At 41.7% G+C, this 15,594-nt stretch carries 16 protein-coding genes and 1 pseudogene; 15 read left to right on the forward strand and 2 right to left on the reverse strand.

From position 1 onward, the window contains the following. Positions 1-210 precede the first annotated feature (210 nt). Together BC751_RS07950 and BC751_RS07955 are read left to right on the forward strand one after the other, a co-directional pair. Entirely contained in the window at positions 211-1,092 is an 882-nt protein-coding gene (locus tag BC751_RS07950) for a hypothetical protein (RefSeq protein ID WP_242617405.1), read from the forward strand. Between the two features lie 208 nt (positions 1,093-1,300). After that, entirely contained in the window at positions 1,301-1,546 is a 246-nt protein-coding gene (locus tag BC751_RS07955; protein ID WP_106568998.1) for a type B 50S ribosomal protein L31, read from the forward strand. Positions 1,547-1,605: 59 nt separating this feature from the next. Here the strand turns inward: BC751_RS07955 and BC751_RS07960 are convergent. Next, a pseudogene (locus tag BC751_RS07960) lies at positions 1,606-1,893 on the reverse strand (Uma2 family endonuclease); the annotation flags it as partial. 24 nt (positions 1,894-1,917) lie between these two features. Here BC751_RS07960 and BC751_RS07965 point away from each other — a divergent pair. From BC751_RS07965 to BC751_RS08010, 10 genes are all read left to right on the forward strand, one after another. Then, positions 1,918-3,120, forward strand: a complete 1,203-nt coding sequence (locus BC751_RS07965) for a GlmU family protein (protein ID WP_130275082.1) — start codon at positions 1,918-1,920, stop codon at positions 3,118-3,120. A 6-nt stretch (positions 3,121-3,126) separates the two neighbouring features. After that, a complete protein-coding gene (locus BC751_RS07970; RefSeq protein ID WP_130275083.1) occupies positions 3,127-4,272 on the forward strand; it encodes a DNA polymerase III subunit in 1,146 nt (381 codons plus the stop codon). 2 nt (positions 4,273-4,274) lie between these two features. After that, the gene (locus BC751_RS07975; protein WP_130275084.1) at positions 4,275-4,706 is read left to right on the forward strand and encodes an ATP-dependent zinc protease family protein; all 432 of its coding nucleotides are present in this window, start codon (positions 4,275-4,277) and stop codon (positions 4,704-4,706) included. Next, positions 4,703-5,635 (forward strand): 30S ribosomal protein S6--L-glutamate ligase, encoded by a 933-nt coding sequence (gene rimK / locus BC751_RS07980; RefSeq protein WP_130275085.1) that lies wholly within the window; start codon positions 4,703-4,705, stop codon positions 5,633-5,635. Before BC751_RS07975 ends, rimK begins: the two co-directional genes overlap by 4 nt. Continuing rightward, a complete protein-coding gene (gene hemC / locus BC751_RS07985; protein ID WP_130275086.1) occupies positions 5,607-6,545 on the forward strand; it encodes a hydroxymethylbilane synthase in 939 nt (312 codons plus the stop codon). The genes rimK and hemC overlap by 29 nt, the downstream gene beginning before the upstream one ends. After that, positions 6,542-7,381, forward strand: coding sequence for a peptidylprolyl isomerase (locus BC751_RS07990; protein WP_130275087.1), 840 nt, complete (start codon positions 6,542-6,544; stop codon positions 7,379-7,381). The genes hemC and BC751_RS07990 overlap by 4 nt, the downstream gene beginning before the upstream one ends. Positions 7,382-7,384: 3 nt before the next feature. Next, complete coding sequence (locus BC751_RS07995; RefSeq protein ID WP_130275088.1) at positions 7,385-8,302, forward strand: SDR family oxidoreductase; 918 nt, start codon at positions 7,385-7,387, stop codon at positions 8,300-8,302. A gap of 39 nt (positions 8,303-8,341) precedes the next feature. Then, positions 8,342-9,730 (forward strand): sodium-dependent transporter, encoded by a 1,389-nt coding sequence (locus BC751_RS08000; protein WP_130275089.1) that lies wholly within the window; start codon positions 8,342-8,344, stop codon positions 9,728-9,730. A gap of 131 nt (positions 9,731-9,861) precedes the next feature. Next, on the forward strand, positions 9,862-10,239 hold the full coding sequence (locus tag BC751_RS08005) for a response regulator (protein WP_130275090.1): 378 nt from the start codon (positions 9,862-9,864) through the stop codon (positions 10,237-10,239). A 77-nt stretch (positions 10,240-10,316) separates the two neighbouring features. Further along, positions 10,317-10,904, forward strand: coding sequence for a porin family protein (locus BC751_RS08010; RefSeq protein WP_130275091.1), 588 nt, complete (start codon positions 10,317-10,319; stop codon positions 10,902-10,904). A 62-nt stretch (positions 10,905-10,966) separates the two neighbouring features. Here BC751_RS08010 and BC751_RS08015 read toward each other — a convergent pair whose 3' ends face one another. Next, a complete protein-coding gene (locus tag BC751_RS08015; protein ID WP_130275092.1) occupies positions 10,967-13,756 on the reverse strand; it encodes a WD40/YVTN/BNR-like repeat-containing protein in 2,790 nt (929 codons plus the stop codon). 166 nt (positions 13,757-13,922) lie between these two features. Between BC751_RS08015 and BC751_RS08020 the strand changes: the two genes are divergently transcribed. From BC751_RS08020 to BC751_RS08030, 3 genes are read left to right on the forward strand one after another with little or no spacing between them, the layout of a single operon-like run. Then, positions 13,923-14,210, forward strand: coding sequence for an FtsB family cell division protein (locus BC751_RS08020; protein WP_130275093.1), 288 nt, complete (start codon positions 13,923-13,925; stop codon positions 14,208-14,210). After that, complete coding sequence (locus BC751_RS08025) at positions 14,191-14,742, forward strand: hypothetical protein (RefSeq protein WP_130275094.1); 552 nt, start codon at positions 14,191-14,193, stop codon at positions 14,740-14,742. The genes BC751_RS08020 and BC751_RS08025 overlap by 20 nt, the downstream gene beginning before the upstream one ends. A 23-nt stretch (positions 14,743-14,765) precedes the next feature. Next, positions 14,766-15,593, forward strand: a complete 828-nt coding sequence (locus tag BC751_RS08030) for a serine O-acetyltransferase (protein WP_130275095.1) — start codon at positions 14,766-14,768, stop codon at positions 15,591-15,593. The last annotated feature ends 1 nt before the right edge of the window (position 15,594 follow it).

A 15,594-nucleotide genomic window follows, 5' to 3' on the forward strand; every position in this document is an offset into this window, starting at 1 on the left:
AGGTATGCCTTTTCCATTAAAATTGAGGAAAAAAACCGTCCATTTTATCCTCAAACCTAAAATCCATTGTCTCAAAACTATGAACACTCTTCAATCAAAGGGAAGAAATTCCCGAACTAGACCAAAAATGAACACAAACAAGCAGATTCAAATCTCCAAACTAAAATCCTGCGGATTTTAGGAATTTAGTTTCTCTCAATTTGCAGACACATGAAAATTCCTTTCAGAATTTTTGTCCTTACGTTCTTGTTCTTTGTTTTCATTCAACCTGGTCAGGTGTTTGGCCAAGCGGCCAATTTCTTTTCTGAAAATCGATATGCCGATTATCCAGTAATAAGCCTTAAGGAAAATTTCCTTGGCAACCCGGTTTATTTTGTTGGTGGTGATAAGATAAAGGCCTCAGAGGTCCGGGCCTACATGGAAATTATGCCCGGGGATGCCAACGACTTTATGAAAAACCACACCAAAGCCATGACGGGAACAGGATTATTATTGGGAGGACAAGTGGTAGTTTGGGGGGCTTTGGGATACGCTATTGCCAACAGGGATAATTTAAACAATCAAATTGTCAGAAATTGGATTATAGCCACTACAATAGGCGGAATAGGTGCGGGAGCAGGTAGGCCAATGAACAGGGATGGCGTCAGAAGAATCAATACCTTGTTAAACAAGCACAATTACCTGATCAGGCAAGATGATATTACGAAGCCTTACTTGAGTATGGATTTTCGTAATAATCACCTTGGTGAAAAAATCGACATTTATGATGGGCCGAATCTTTTGACCAAAAGCCGCCTCAATCAGTACATGTTGGAATTTCCAGAGTTTGCCGAGTATATGCGAAAATCCCAAAGAAACCAAAACTGGAGTTCGGCGCTGGGAATTGTAGGCTTGGCTTCGACTGTGGTTTTTGTTGGGTATATCCTGACTCCCCAAATTCAGTCTTCTACGCCCAGTAATATCTTGCTTCCCTTGACCATGGCCAATATTGGCTTAAGTATTTCCGGGGGCATAGTCAGAAGAGCTGCCAGAAATCATACGAGGCAGGCTTTGATGAAATTTAATTTCGGGGATGAATTTGTAAGTTATTAAATATGTGGTTTAAATTGTATGGAGGTGATTGGCTTTTTTTTGAAAGGGTTGAGACGATTCAAAACCAAATTTTGCCATCATTCGGGAATTTGGGTGGAATGGAAACCTTTCAATCCAAATAATTTTTGGAGAATTTTGGAATCATTTCAAAAAAGAAATAACTTTGTGCCTCATTTGGAAAAAGCGATCAAAGATAAATAGTAATACAATGAAAAAAGACATTCATCCTAACTACAGAGACGTCGTATTTTACGATACCTCCAGTGAGTATAAGTTCTTGACCAAGTCTACTATCGAGACTAACGAGACTATCGTATGGGAAGACGGTAAGGAGTATCCTGTATATAAGATTGAAGTTTCATCTAACTCTCACCCTTTCTACACCGGTAAGAAGATGATCTTGGATACTGCTGGTAGGGTTGAGAAATTCAACAGAAGATACGCTAAGAAATAATTTTTATTTCTTCAAACGATATCAGTATAAATCTCTCGGTAAAAAGCCGGGAGATTTTTTTATTGCAATCCCTCAAACAACTCATCCAAATCCAGCACAAAACCCTCAATACACTGGGTGGATACTCGGTCCCCGAAAGTGAAAAGTTTGGAGGGAACATATTTCCTGTCGGTAAGGGTATAAACCAGCAATGTTTTTTCATAAGGATGGATGATCCAGTATTCTAGCACGCCTCTTTCCTCATAGACCTCATACTTATTTTGGAGTTGTTTTTTGTTGTTGGAAGGGGAAAGGATTTCTATAATCAGATCTTAAGCGCCTAAACAGCCCAAATCATCGAGTTTTTCCGTTGGAATTTTTATTTTTGTGACATGGACAATCTGATTTTATTCGATGACCCCGCCATACGGGGTGCTTTGCTGCCTTTTACTTTTACCAGGCCGGTGGCCGACATCAGGATAGGGATTCTTAAAATCTCCGAAAAATGGGAGAGATACAGTGGTATCAAACCAGGCTATCTGACACAGGACTACTTATCAGTCAAATTCCCAAAAAATGAAGGGCCGGCACTCATGGTCAATGGGGCTGTTTGCCCCAACCCAAAACTTTGGGCGTCCATTCAGGCCTTGAATCCCGGAGAAGCACTTTATTATGGTCAAAACATTTTGCTGGCTGTGCATGCTGATCAACCGGCTGTTTTTCAGCCCGATAAAACTAAAAACTTACCCCAGATAGAATTTAAGGATGAGTTGGTAGTCATACAGAAAAGCTGGCATATTTTCCAGTTCAATGGAGAGCAAATCCGTGCAGATTATAAGCTGCTCACCGCAGGCAGGACTTCCCAAAAGTGTCCTGACCCGCATACCATTTTATATAATGAGTCCGATATTTTTATTGAGGAAGGGGCCAAAATCAAAGCTGCCGTTCTGAATGCAGAAGGAGGGCCTATTTATATCGGGAAAAACACTGAAGTTCAGGAGGGATCACTTATCCGGGGGCCTTTTGCCCTTTGTGAAGGTTCCACTGTCAACATGGGGGCTAAGATGCGGGGCGATACCACCATTGGTCCTCATTGCAAAGTTGGCGGGGAAGTGTCAAATGCTGTCATTTTTGGATACAGCAACAAAGGGCATGAAGGGTTTTTGGGAAATGCTGTATTAGGGGAGTGGTGTAATATGGGGGCAGATTCCAATAATTCCAATCTGAAAAATAATTACGCCCAGGTCAAAATCTGGGATTACACCAAAGGAGGATTTACCAACACAGGCTTGCAGTTCTGTGGCCTGATGATGGGTGACCATTCCAAATGCGGGATCAATACCATGTTCAATACAGGAACTGTGGTCGGGGTAGGAGCCAATATTTTTGGGGATGGTTTCCCAAGGAATTTTATCCCCTCATTTGCGTGGGGAGGTGCTGCGGGATTCAGTACTTTCCAATTGAAAAAGTTTGAAGAAACAGCCATAGCTGTAATGAAGCGCAGGGGAATGGAATTCAATGAAGTTGAAAAAGAAATTATCCAAAAGGTTTTTGAATTGACCAGGCATTACCGAATTTGGGACAAAGAGGCTTGATAGACTATGTTATTTTCCTCCATACCGGGACTTGAAGAAGTAAAACAAAAAATTATTCTGGCTGTTCGGAATAACCATTTGGCGCATGCACTCCTGTTTCACGGACCAGAAGGATCGGCTAACCTCAAAATGGCATTGGCCCTAGCTACTTATCTCCATTGCGAAAATCCTAAAGAAGAGGATGCCTGTGGTGTTTGTCCTTCTTGCCAAAAAATGAGCAAGTTGGTTCATCCGGACATGAACTTTGCTTTTCCAATGCCGGGAACAGGGGATGCAAAAGAAGAGGACGAGGATAAGAAGAAAGTGGATTTTGTGGGGGCCTTTAGAAATTTTGCGATCAATAACCCTTATGGCAATGTTTCAGACTGGATCTATCAGAATGATTTTGAAAAAAAGCAGCTTAACATTTCAAAAGGCGCAGCGCGACAGATCATCAAAACACTCTCTCTCAAATCCTTTGAGGGGGGATATAAAATCATGCTGATCTGGTCACCGGAATATATGCACGTCAACGCTGCCAATGCCCTCCTTAAAATTTTGGAGGAACCACCCGAGAAAACCATGTTTTTCTTGGTGACTTCACATCCCGAGCAACTGTTGACCACCATCCTGTCAAGGACCCAAAAAATCATGGTAAGGGCCTTTACCGATGAAGAGATCATGAGCCACTTGGTAAATGAGGGTTTTTGTTCTAGAGAAGTTGCTGCGCAGATTGCTCCTTTGGCCGATGGGAATCTAAGAGAAGCTTACAGGATGATTGACCAGGTGGAGGATGAGAATACCACCATGATCCGGGATTGGTTTAGGGCCTGTTATTCCTTGCAGGTGAATGACATCCTTTCATTTGTGGAGAAATTCAGCAGCAAGGACAAAGAAGCACAAAAATCCCTGCTTTTAAGCGGGATAAATGTAATTAGAGAAGTGATGCTGGACAAATCCCAACTTCCTGATTTGATGCGCAGTGTCGAAAAGGACAGGGATTTTATCCATAAGCTTGGCGTGCATGTCATGGACGAAGAGAAGCTTATGAGGGTTTATGAACTGCTGAACCAGGCCCATTACCATTTGGAGAGAAATGCCAACGCCAGGGTTTTGTTTACGGATTTAAGTTTTAAAATCACCCGGGCCATGAAACCACTTCAGACTGCTTGATCATGAAAAAAGTAATTGGCAGAAGAGAAAGGATTTCCATTCCGGAATGGGATTTGAAAAATGTGGTTGCCAAAATTGATACAGGCGCTTATACCTCCTCTATCCATTGTACTTATTGTGAAGAAAGAAATGAAGAAGGAAAAAAGGTACTTTACTTCAAGGTCCTTGATCCTTCCCACAAAAAATTCAAAGATAAACTGTTGCATACCCGGAATTTTACCCAAAAAAAGGTAAGGAATTCCTTTGGCCAGGAAGAAGTCCGCTACAAAGTGACTACGAAAGTCCTTATGTTTGGGGAAGAATTTGAATCAGAATTTACACTCACGGACAGGTCGAAAATGAAAAACCCGATTTTATTGGGCAGGAAAATGTTGAGTGGGAGGTTTTTAGTGGATGTTCAGCAAGTTAATTTGTCAAAAAAATCAAAGAAATGAGAATCGCGGTTCTATCCCGGAATCCCCATCTATATTCTACCAGGAGGCTGGTTGAAGCCATCAAAGATGCAGGTCACGAAGCGCTTGTAGTGGATCATTCCATCTGTGACCTGATCATTGAGCAGGAAGGTCCATCGATAATTTACAAAGGAGAGAAGTTATCTAAGGTAGACGCTATTATACCTAGGATTGGTGCATCTGTAACTTTTTATGGTACGGCCGTTGTCCGTCAATTTGAGTTGATGGGCGTTTTTTCCGCTGTGGAGTCCCAGGCAATTGTCAGGAGCCGGGACAAACTCAGAAGTCTTCAGATTTTATCCAAAGCCGGTTTGGGTATGCCCAAGACCGCTTTTACAAATTTTTCCAAAGGCGGGGAGAAAGCCCTTATCGAAAGGGTGGGAGGAGCTCCTCTGATAATCAAATTACTGGAAGGTACACAAGGTTTGGGGGTTGTCTTGGCTGAGACCAAAAAGGCCGGTCAGTCGGTGATTGAGGCATTTCATGGACTCAAGGCAAGGATCATTGTTCAGGAATTTATAAAGGAGGCCAAGGGGGCAGATATCAGGGCTTTTGTTGTCAACGGGAAAGTGGTAGGGGCTATGAAAAGACAGGGCGCTGAAGGGGAGTTCAGATCCAACCTGCACCGTGGAGGTAAAGCCACTGTGATCAAGTTGTCTAAAGCTGAAAAAGCAGCCGCTCTTGGGGCAGCCAAGGCATTGGGATTAGATATTGCGGGAGTGGATTTGTTGCAATCCGATAGAGGACCTTTGATTTTGGAAGTGAACAGTAGTCCGGGATTAGAAGGAATAGAAAAAGCTACCGGAGTCAATATTGCAGGGGAGATAGTGAAATTTATAGAGGAATCGGTCGAAAAGAAGATCAGAAAAAAGAAAAGCAAAAATGAAGAGAGCAATCCGGATAGGCACTAGAGGCAGCAAACTGGCCCTCTGGCAAGCCTATTATGTAGCTGATTTGCTGAAAGCCAAAGGTTTGGATGCAGAGATAGTGATCATAGAAACCAAGGGAGATAAGATACTGGACGTATCCATTGCAAAAATAGGAAGCAAAGGGGTATTTACTGAGGAGTTGGAAGAACAGTTGGCTTCCGGAGGAATCGATATCGCTGTTCATAGTGCCAAAGACATGCAGTCCAGGTTGCCGGATGGTTTTGAAATCATTGCGTTTACAGAGCGTGAAAAGGTAAATGACATTCTATTAAGCCATAATAAGGATATTGATTACCGAGATGCATCAAAACCATTGCTGCTGGGGACATCCTCTACAAGGAGGGTGGCTACTTTGAAGCACTTTTATCCTCACATTCAAACCGTTGAAGTCAGGGGAAATCTTCAGACCAGGATAGCCAAAATGGAGTCAGGGATTTGTGATGCTTTATTGCTTGCTTATGCCGGAGCCCACAGGATGGGTTATGATGATATGATCAGGTATGAACTTTCTTTGGAGGAGTTTACCCCAGCTGTGGGTCAGGGATCTGTAGCCATAGAGTCTGCGGTAGGTTTGGACCCGGCAATAAAGAGTAAAATTGTGGAGGCCTGTCATCATGTTGAAACTGGTTACAGGCTGATCGCGGAAAGAAGTTATTTACGAGTTTTAGAAGGGGGCTGTAGCATTCCTGTTTTTGCCCTTGCAAATTTGGAGCAGGGTCAACTTAAACTAAATGGCGGGATTGTTTCTCTGGATGGTCATCAGCGGATTGTACATAGAGTTGTTGGAAAGCCTGAGGAAGCTGAAAAATTAGGTGAGCAATTGGCAGGTCTTGTAATGGATTCCGGCGGAGAAAAAATATTAAAGGAAATCAAATCGGCATTAAAAAAATGAAACTTACCGTTTTTGCATCATTTGCACTGTTACTCACTATATTTTCATCCTGTAAATCAGAAAAGGATTATTTGGTGAAAATTCATACCAGACATGGGGATATGTATGCTATTTTATTTGATGAGACTCCAAGACACAAGGAAAATTTTATTGAACTCGCCAAAGCTGGCAGGTTTGATTCCACGGACTTTCATCGGGTCATTCAAAATTTCATGATCCAGGGAGGAGATGTATTTGGTAAAGAAGGCCTGCCCCAGGATGCCTGGCCAACAATTCCCGCAGAGATTAAACCTGGATTAATCCATTCCAAGGGAATGATAGCTGCAGCCCGGATGGGCAACAATGTCAATCCCGAAAGGAGATCCAGCGGATCCCAGTTTTATATCGTTCAGGGGAAAGTATATACCAGGGATGAATTGGTCACTGATATGAGGCTGTTGGGAGAAACTTTTTTTAAATACATTCAGCTGGCCAGTAATTCCGAATTAAAGGAAAAATATGCCCAACTTTATGAAGAAGAGCAGTATGAAACCCTAAATGAAATGATGTTGGCAGAGAAGTCCAATATGGAGAAATTCTATAGCATCAGCTTGGAAAAGCCCATGACCAAGGAACAGATTGAAGCTTATACTACTTTTGGAGGAACGCCTCATTTAGATGGAGAATATACCGTATTTGGAAAAGTCGTCAAGGGTCTGGATGTCATGGAAAAAATTGCTGCTGAGCCTACCGGTCAGAGGGATATTCCTGTGAATAAGGTTTACATGAAGGTTAGTGTTGAACTTCTGCCCAAATCCAAAATTGAAAAGGATTTTGGTTATAGTTATAGTAAGTAATACATGAAGAAAGTGTTGATATCGGGAGCTAACGGGCTTCTTGGGCAGAAATTGGTTCAAAAATTAAAAGACAATCCGAATTATCAGGTTTACGCTTCAGGTAAAGGAAAATCCAGGCTTCCTGAGGATTGGGAAAAAGGCTATCAATGGATAGAACTCGATGTTACAGATGCTGAACAGGTGATGGAGGTATTTGAAAAGGTGAGGCCGGATTTTTTGATCCATACAGCCGCCATGACTAATGTAGATGATTGTGAGACAAATAAAACAGCATGTGACCTTTGCAATATTGAGGCGGTCAGATATTTGATACATGCATGTGAATCCACAGGTACCCATTTTATTCATTTGTCAACAGATTTTATTTTCAGTGGAGAGGATGGGCCATATGATGAAGATGGAGTTCCGGATCCAGTAAATTACTATGGGATGACCAAGTTGAAATCCGAACAATTGCTTCAGGCATCTCAGATCAAATGGGCAATAGCAAGGACCGTTTTGGTATACGGTTTGGCAGCAGATATGAGCCGCTCCAATATCATCCTCTGGGTAAAAAAGTCTCTAGAAGAGGGAAAAACCATTCAAGTAGTAAATGATCAGTGGAGGACGCCTACTTTGGCAGAAGATCTGGCAGAAGGATGCATTCTGATTATGGAAAAGGGAGCTACCGGTATTTTCAATATTTCAGGAAAGGATTTCCTCACCCCCTATGATATGGCCATGATGACGGCGGAATATTTTGGTCTGGATAAATCCCTCATCAAGGAAGTGGATTCAAGTATTTTTAAGCAGCCCGCAAGGCGTCCTTTAAAAACCGGTTTTATCATTGAAAAAGCCCAGTCTCAGTTGGGATATTCCCCCAAAAGTTTTATGGACGGAATTGGTATTTTATCAAAACAAATTAAATTAGCCGATCTTTAAATGTTAAATTTTCATTAAAACACTACTAATCAATAGACTATGGCGATGAGTTCTGATACCCAGGGCAGGGGGCAATGGGGTTCCAGTTTGGGTTTTATTATGGCGGCTGCCGGTTCTGCGGTAGGTTTGGGAAATATATGGAGATTTCCTTACCTCACAGGTGAAAACGGTGGTGGCGCATTCGTATTTGTTTATGCCATTTGTGTACTGCTGATAGGTCTCCCACTTTTACTGAATGAGATTGCCCTTGGTAGAATTTCGGGTAAAAACCCAATAGGTGCCATTAAAGTTACCGGTGGCAACAAGTTCTGGCAGATAGCCGGGATTCTCTGTATTTTGGTTTGTTTCTGTGTATTGTCTTATTACTCAGTAATTGCAGGTTGGACCATAGGGTACATCTTTACAGAATTGATCAATATTCCGATCAATTTCAGCGAATTTCAAGATACTCCCATGTATGTGATTCCGCTTTGTTTTATCTTTATTCTAATGACTATCGGTATTGTGTTGGGTGGGGTTTCCGGAGGAATTGAAAAGGCTGCTAAGTTTTTGATGCCGATACTTTTCATCATTATCATTTTCATTGCAGGTCGAGCAGTGACACTGGAGGGTGCAGGCGCTGGAATAGAGTATTATTTGAAACCTGATTTTTCTAAAATCAGCACAAAGGTTGCATTGCAGGCCCTCGGGCAAGCTTTCTTCTCCATGTCTGTTGGATGGGGCTTGATGATTACCTTTGGATCTTATTTGCCTAAGAGCAGTAACATTGTCAAATCTTCAGGTTGGATTGCAGGGATGGATACGGTTGTAGCGCTTTTAGGTGGTTTGATGGTATTTCCTGCTTTGTTTGCCTTGTTGCCCGGAAAAGATCCGGCAGGAGGACCTGCGCTGGTATTTGAGGTTCTTCCAGCTGTATTTGATGCCATGCCTGGAGGAAACTTCATTGGAGCTATGTTCTTCTTGTTGCTTTTAGTGGCAGCGCTTACCTCCAGCATTTCTATGTTGGAAGTTCCTGTAGCTTATTTTATAGATGAAAGAAAATGGAGTAGGAAAAAAGCTGCATGGACCATTGGAATCGCCGCCATGGCGCTTTCTGTTCCTTCTGCACTTTCTTCCATTGAGGGCAATTATTTTAGTGACCTGACCATCACATTCCTTGGTAATACCCAAGTGGGATTTTTCAGTATTATGGATTTCACCTTTGGGACATTTGCAGTAGTATTGATTTGCTTGATGCTGAGTTTATATACGGGTTGGGCAAAGAAAATCTCTGATTATGCCGATGAATTGGCACAAGGGGCTCCGGGTTTCAAAGGTTTCTTTAGAACAGCCTGGGTTTTCTTTATCAAGTGGGTATGTCCAATAGTGATAGCTTTGGTGCTTTTGGATTTACTTGGGGTATTTGGAACCCCACAGGAAGGCGGTTGATCGATGTTTTAAGAAACATACATAAAAAAGAGAGGTGTTCGCCTCTCTTTTTTTGTAAATTAACTTCATTAAAATGCATTTTGCATAAAAAAATATGTAACTTAGCATCGATACATCAACAATTTGAATTTATGAAAGTCCTTGTGGTAGATGACGATGCCATTAACAGGCTTATTCTGAAAAAAATATTTGAAAGGGAGAATGATACTGTGTTCACGGCAAGTGACGGAGAGGAGGCCTTGGAGATTCTCATCCAAGAACCTGACTTCAATGTTGTCATTACAGATATCATGATGCCCAAAATGGACGGCATTCAACTTTTGGCTGAAATTAAATTAAACGATGCCATTAGTAGTATTCCCATCATAGGATTTACAGCAGGTGATATAGAGTATTTTAAGAGGACGAGTGTCATTTCTTTTGATAGGCTTTTACCCAAACCCATGGATTTTCATGAGCTTTACGGAATCGCCAAAGCCTTTGGAATGGGTAGCAGTGCAATAAATTAAGGTTTAACCGTATTTTGGTATAGGCTTAATTTTTTTCTGAAGTTTTTTTTAAGTAAATTCATCAAAAAGATCCTCAAATGAAAAGGCTCCTTTTTATGTTTTACTTTCTTAATGTGGCAGTTTTAACGTATGCCCAGGATTTTTCTATTGGTCCTAAATTTGGCCTTTCCCGTTCTAACATCACCGTAAATGGAGATACTTTTGAGTCAGGTGAAGAAAAACTCGGCTATCACCTGGGTGCTTTTGTCAGGATGGGTGGGCATTCTATTTTTCTTCAGCCCGAGTTTTTGTTTACCCAAACAGGCGGAACGATCATTCAATCCACGGATGCTTTGGATCTGACCTATGATGCAACTTTTAACAGGATTGATATTCCCGTCATGTTTGGTTTTAAGTTAGGTGGTTTTTTTAGGTTTCAGGCAGGACCTATTGCCTCTGTTTTGTTGGATTACCAATTCGAAGATGCCTTTCAAAATGCCCTAAACGTAGATTATAAATCCGCCACTTTAGGGTATCAGGCGGGCATAGGACTTGATATAAAGAATTTGATTTTGGATTTTAAGTATGAAAATTCATTAAGCAAAATAGCCAGGAGTGTTGCTGGGTTTGAGACGGACCAAAGACTCAACCAGTTAGTTTTATCTGCAGGTTTTAGGTTGTTTTAATAGAAAAGAGCAACCTATTTGGCTGCTCTTTTTTATTTGTCTGAATTGCAATTCTCACCTTTTTATTTCACTTCAAATTCCAACTCCCCTTTATCATTACCACTATAGACGTATACCTTGTATTTTCCTCTTCCCATCTCCCCATATTCCCAACTACTCTGATTGAAGCCTGCCCTAGCTTTTTGTAACCAGGATTGTATCACCTCTCCCTTATCATTTTGTATTTCCAGCTTCACTTCCCCTTCCACTGGAGTATAGAAAAGTATTTGCTGTCTGGGTTTATTGACGATTCCTTCGTACCAAGCAGATAACCTGGGATTGTACCTGATTTCCGAAGTATTGATGACCTGGATTTCTTTAGAGTTAGAAGAGACAAGTTGATGGATGGGTTTGAGGTCAATAATAAACACACTTCTACCATGAGTGCCTATGACCAGTTCATTTTCTCTTTTTTGAATGGCCATATCATAGATGGCAACATTGGGAAGGTGACCTTGAAATAGTGCATAACTTTTTCCGCCATCGGTACTGATATAAAGTCCATGGTCGGTTCCAACATACAGGATGTTGTCAAATTTGGGATCTTCTTTTAAAATATTGACAGCCTCGAAAGGCAATCCGGCAGCAATGGAGGTCCAAGTTTTTCCATAATCCGGACTTTTATAAACAAAAGGCGTGAATTCATCAAATCTATATCCAGTGAGGGTGACATAAACAAGTCCTTCTTTGTGTTGGGAAGGGGTTATGCTGCTTATCCAGCGATTTTGGGGAAGCCCTTTGCTTATATCCGCCCAATTAGAACCATGATCTTTGGTGACCCACAAATTCCCATCATCCGAACCCGCGTAGAGGGTTCCGAATTCAAAAGGAGACTCCTCTATTACAGTCAGGGTAGCAAAAGGGACATTACCGCTTTTTTGGTTCTTGGTCAGGTCAGGGGAGATGGTTTCCCAGGTATCCCCTCTATCCAAACTTCTGTACACATACTGTGAACCCATGTAGAAAATATCCTGATTATGTTGGCTAAGGATGGCAGGTGTTCTCCAGTTCCAACGATTGGGTGCCCTGCCAATATCATGGGATGGGGTGACCATTTTTCTTTCCCCGGTTGTGGTGTTGATTCTGAAGTAATTTCCAAATTGAAAACCGGTGTAGACTATATCATTGCTTCTGGTATCTACAGCAACCACCATGCCATCACCTCCCATTAGGGAAGTCCAGACATCGGATGGTTTTCCAGTTGATTTTCCATACCATACCCCATTGTCCTGCATTCCCCCATAAATATTATAAGGTGTTTTTTCATCCACCATGATCGAATAAAACTGACTTATGGTCAATTCATTGTTGAGGTGGTCCCACCTTTCTCCCCCACCATAGGAAATATAAAGCCCCCCATCATTGCCAAGTATTAAGTGCTTACTGTCTTGTGGGTTGATCCAAAGTGCCTGGTGGTCAGAATGTACGTCACCGACCGTATCGGTCCTGGCGAAAGTTTTTCCACCATCTCTCGAAACCAGCAGCGGTACACCTAAGATAAACACTTCTTCTTCATTTTGGGTGTTAACCCGGATTTCCCCGAAATAATAACCATAGGTGTTATAAAGCCTGTCTAAATTGCTTTCATTCACTTTCGACCAACTTTTCCCGGCATCTGTCGATCGGTAAACTTCAGCACCCGCAATGGAGGTATCGAACAAAGAGGCATTGGCATCCTGGCCCCCTCCATGGTAATCCGCAATTTGGGCTGGAGTAATTCTCCCTAATCTTAACAGCCTTTTAACACTGGCCGAATTGTATTTCGATGCAAATCTGTTGCTTCTAAGTAGTTTTTCGAGTTTTTCATCTTCCAGGTTCAAAATATCCTGAACGGTCATGGATCTGATGCTTTCCAAATTGAGGTCGACTTTAGAAAGGTTTCTAGGGCCCTGTGGCCTGGAATTTTCTTGAGGCTTTTGATTGTCCAGTAAGGCATAGACCACGTTAGGCCTGCTTACACTAAAGTCAAAACCAATTCTGCCTACAAATTCATCCTGGGGGAACCCTTCCATGGCTTTTGTCCAAGTGTCACCTCCGTCTTCAGAACGCCAAATGCCGGAGCCTTTGCCATTACCTACAAAATCATGGGCCTGCCTGAATCTTTCCCAGGTTGCAGCCAAGATTATATTGGGGTTTTGTGGATGGATTTTGATATCAATTACACCGGTATTGTCATTGATATAAAGTGTTTTCTTCCAGGTTTTTCCTCCATCCGTGGTTTTATACAATCCTCTTTCTTCATTTCTGGAATACAGTGAGCCCATGGATCCTACCCAAACAATTTCCGGGTTTTGTGGGTGTATTTGGATCTGTCCGATATGCTGCGAAAATGGCAGGCCCATAAATTCCCATGATTTTCCGGCATCAGAGCTTTTGTACACGCCTGCCCCGGCATAGGTAGACCGGCTGGAATTGTTTTCACCGGTACCAACCCAAATAATGTGATCATTGGAAGGAGCTATGGCCATGTCTCCAATCCCCATAGCACCCAAGTGATCAAAAATAGGGGTAAAGGATTGCCCGTTGTCCATGGTTTTCCAAACTCCTCCTGATGCTGCCGCTACATAGTAAGTCTTGAAGTCACTGCTGACCTCAATATCCACTATCCTGCCGCTCATATTTGTAGGTCCCACATTTCTTGCCGGATAATCCCTGTATGGGCTGTTTTCCAACATTTCTTGGTGTTTTTTGACGGACTCCTGCATTTCTTTTGCAGAAGTGGGTCGGATCTGCTGGGCTTCAGCCTGATTGGTTTGAAAAGCCAAACAGATTGCTGCTGTCCAAAAAGCGATCATGGAAAGTTTTTTGTTCATTTTGCTGTCAGATTAATTCATCAATATAATCATTTGGGCATTGTTTCTCTGTTGTTTGATGATGGAATGACCGGTAATTAGATAATTGGAAAAAATTTTCCTTAAATTGCTTCATTGGAATTTTATGCGTTCAATTCCTATCTTTGTTTGTACCAAATTAGATAAAATGGCCAAGTACCTGAAATACACCAAAAACTTCTATGTGGTCTTTACCTTGTTTTTTCTTATCTGGATGGTTTTTATGGATTCCAATGATGTCTTTTCACAGTTCAAGTTGAGGTCAAAGCTGAGGGAGTTGGAAAAACAGAAAGAGTTTTACCTCGAGAGAAAGGAGAAGATACAGGAGGACAGAGAGGAACTTATGAGCAACTATGAAATGTTGGAAAAATTTGCAAGGGAAAGGTATTTGATGAAGAGAAAAACCGAGGATCTTTATGTTGTGGTTGAAGAATAAACTTCATTTTTTATTAATTTTTTCTTTTTTTCTTTCGAGTTTAAGTGTTTTTGCACAGAGAGAAATCGATGAAGGTAACCGCCCCCCTTTGAAAGACAGGTTATATTATGGGGGCAATTTCGGAATGTCTTTTGGCACAATCACCTTTATTGATGTTTCACCTTTGGTTGGGGCCATGATTACCAATAGGCTTTCGGGAGGCGTAGGTGCTACTTACCAATATTTCGATGATAGAAGATTTATAGGGGGAAGTAGCAGTCTTTATGGCGGGAGGGTATTTGGAAGGTATAATGTGTTTCCCAATATTTTTCTCCATACCGAATATGAAAGTTTGAATTTTGATTTATTTAATCCCCTCTCTGAAAGGTTTGAAAGGACCTGGGTGCCGGGATTTTTTTTAGGAGCTGGGTACTTCGCGCCGTTTGGAAGCAGAGGGGGCGCTAATTTTACATTTCTGTACAACCTCTTGCATGATAATAGGCGTTCTCCATACAATGAACCATATGTAATTAGAGTAGGTTTTGTATTATAACATCAACTTTCCCTACAATAAACATGGAATCCCTGATCCGAAAACTTAGTCAATCCCACAAAAACTGTCCGGAATGTCCTGCTCCTAAAGTTATCCATACCTTTTTTGACAATATTCTTGGATTACTTTTTCCGGATTTTGCCACGGAATTGATGAAGGAGGAAGATCAAATTGCAGAAAAAATTGAAGAGTTAAGGCATAAATTGAGCAGGATTCTGATCAGAAACAAGCACCTGCATGATGGGGATGGTTCCGAAATTGCCAACCTTTTTTTTCAAAAATTGGAACAGGTTTATGACCTTTTGATTCAAGATGTACAGGCCTTGTTTGATGGTGATCCTGCTGCTAAAAGCACCACAGAAGTTATTAGGTGCTATCCCGGCTTTTATGCTGTAGCGGCATACAGGGTGGCGCATTTGCTGCATTCATTAGGTGTAAATCTGATCCCCAGGATGATTACAGAATATTCCCATAGCAAAACAGGCGTCGATATTCACCCTGGAGCAAAAATCGGCGAAAGATTCTGCATTGACCATGGGACAGGTATTGTGATAGGAGAGACCACGGTCATCGGGAAATGTGTCAAAATTTATCAGGGCGTGACTTTGGGTGCGCTCAGTGTTGAAAAATCTGACGCCGATAAAAAAAGACATCCAACTATTGAGGACTTTGTAGTGATTTATGCTGGTGCTACTATCCTTGGAGGTGACACGGTAATAGGCCATCATTCTACTATTGGAGGTAATGTATGGCTTACCAAAAGTGTGCCTGCCAATAGCAAAATTTATTATCAGGCTAAGATGTACAATCCAGCTTCTGATGAGACCGATACCTACATAATAAAAAATTAAA

The sequence above is a fragment of the Cecembia calidifontis genome (assembly GCF_004216715.1).
Taxonomy (GTDB): Bacteria; Bacteroidota; Bacteroidia; order Cytophagales; family Cyclobacteriaceae; genus Cecembia_A; species Cecembia_A calidifontis.

What these genes read in the sequence shown, in the direction of transcription:
- BC751_RS07950 (WP_242617405.1), top strand. Translation starts at nt 211, where the DNA reads ATGAAAATTCCTTTCAGAATTTTTGTCCTTACGTTCTTGTTCTTTGTT.
- BC751_RS07955 (WP_106568998.1), top strand. Translation starts at nt 1,301, where the DNA reads ATGAAAAAAGACATTCATCCTAACTACAGAGACGTCGTATTTTACGAT.
- BC751_RS07965 (WP_130275082.1), top strand. Translation starts at nt 1,918, where the DNA reads ATGGACAATCTGATTTTATTCGATGACCCCGCCATACGGGGTGCTTTG.
- BC751_RS07970 (WP_130275083.1), top strand. Translation starts at nt 3,127, where the DNA reads ATGTTATTTTCCTCCATACCGGGACTTGAAGAAGTAAAACAAAAAATT.
- BC751_RS07975 (WP_130275084.1), top strand. Translation starts at nt 4,275, where the DNA reads ATGAAAAAAGTAATTGGCAGAAGAGAAAGGATTTCCATTCCGGAATGG.
- rimK (WP_130275085.1), top strand. Translation starts at nt 4,703, where the DNA reads ATGAGAATCGCGGTTCTATCCCGGAATCCCCATCTATATTCTACCAGG.
- hemC (WP_130275086.1), top strand. Translation starts at nt 5,607, where the DNA reads ATGAAGAGAGCAATCCGGATAGGCACTAGAGGCAGCAAACTGGCCCTC.
- BC751_RS07990 (WP_130275087.1), top strand. Translation starts at nt 6,542, where the DNA reads ATGAAACTTACCGTTTTTGCATCATTTGCACTGTTACTCACTATATTT.
- BC751_RS07995 (WP_130275088.1), top strand. Translation starts at nt 7,385, where the DNA reads ATGAAGAAAGTGTTGATATCGGGAGCTAACGGGCTTCTTGGGCAGAAA.
- BC751_RS08000 (WP_130275089.1), top strand. Translation starts at nt 8,342, where the DNA reads ATGGCGATGAGTTCTGATACCCAGGGCAGGGGGCAATGGGGTTCCAGT.
- BC751_RS08005 (WP_130275090.1), top strand. Translation starts at nt 9,862, where the DNA reads ATGAAAGTCCTTGTGGTAGATGACGATGCCATTAACAGGCTTATTCTG.
- BC751_RS08010 (WP_130275091.1), top strand. Translation starts at nt 10,317, where the DNA reads ATGAAAAGGCTCCTTTTTATGTTTTACTTTCTTAATGTGGCAGTTTTA.
- BC751_RS08015 (WP_130275092.1), bottom strand. Translation starts at nt 13,756, where the DNA reads ATGAACAAAAAACTTTCCATGATCGCTTTTTGGACAGCAGCAATCTGT.
- BC751_RS08020 (WP_130275093.1), top strand. Translation starts at nt 13,923, where the DNA reads ATGGCCAAGTACCTGAAATACACCAAAAACTTCTATGTGGTCTTTACC.
- BC751_RS08025 (WP_130275094.1), top strand. Translation starts at nt 14,191, where the DNA reads ATGTTGTGGTTGAAGAATAAACTTCATTTTTTATTAATTTTTTCTTTT.
- BC751_RS08030 (WP_130275095.1), top strand. Translation starts at nt 14,766, where the DNA reads ATGGAATCCCTGATCCGAAAACTTAGTCAATCCCACAAAAACTGTCCG.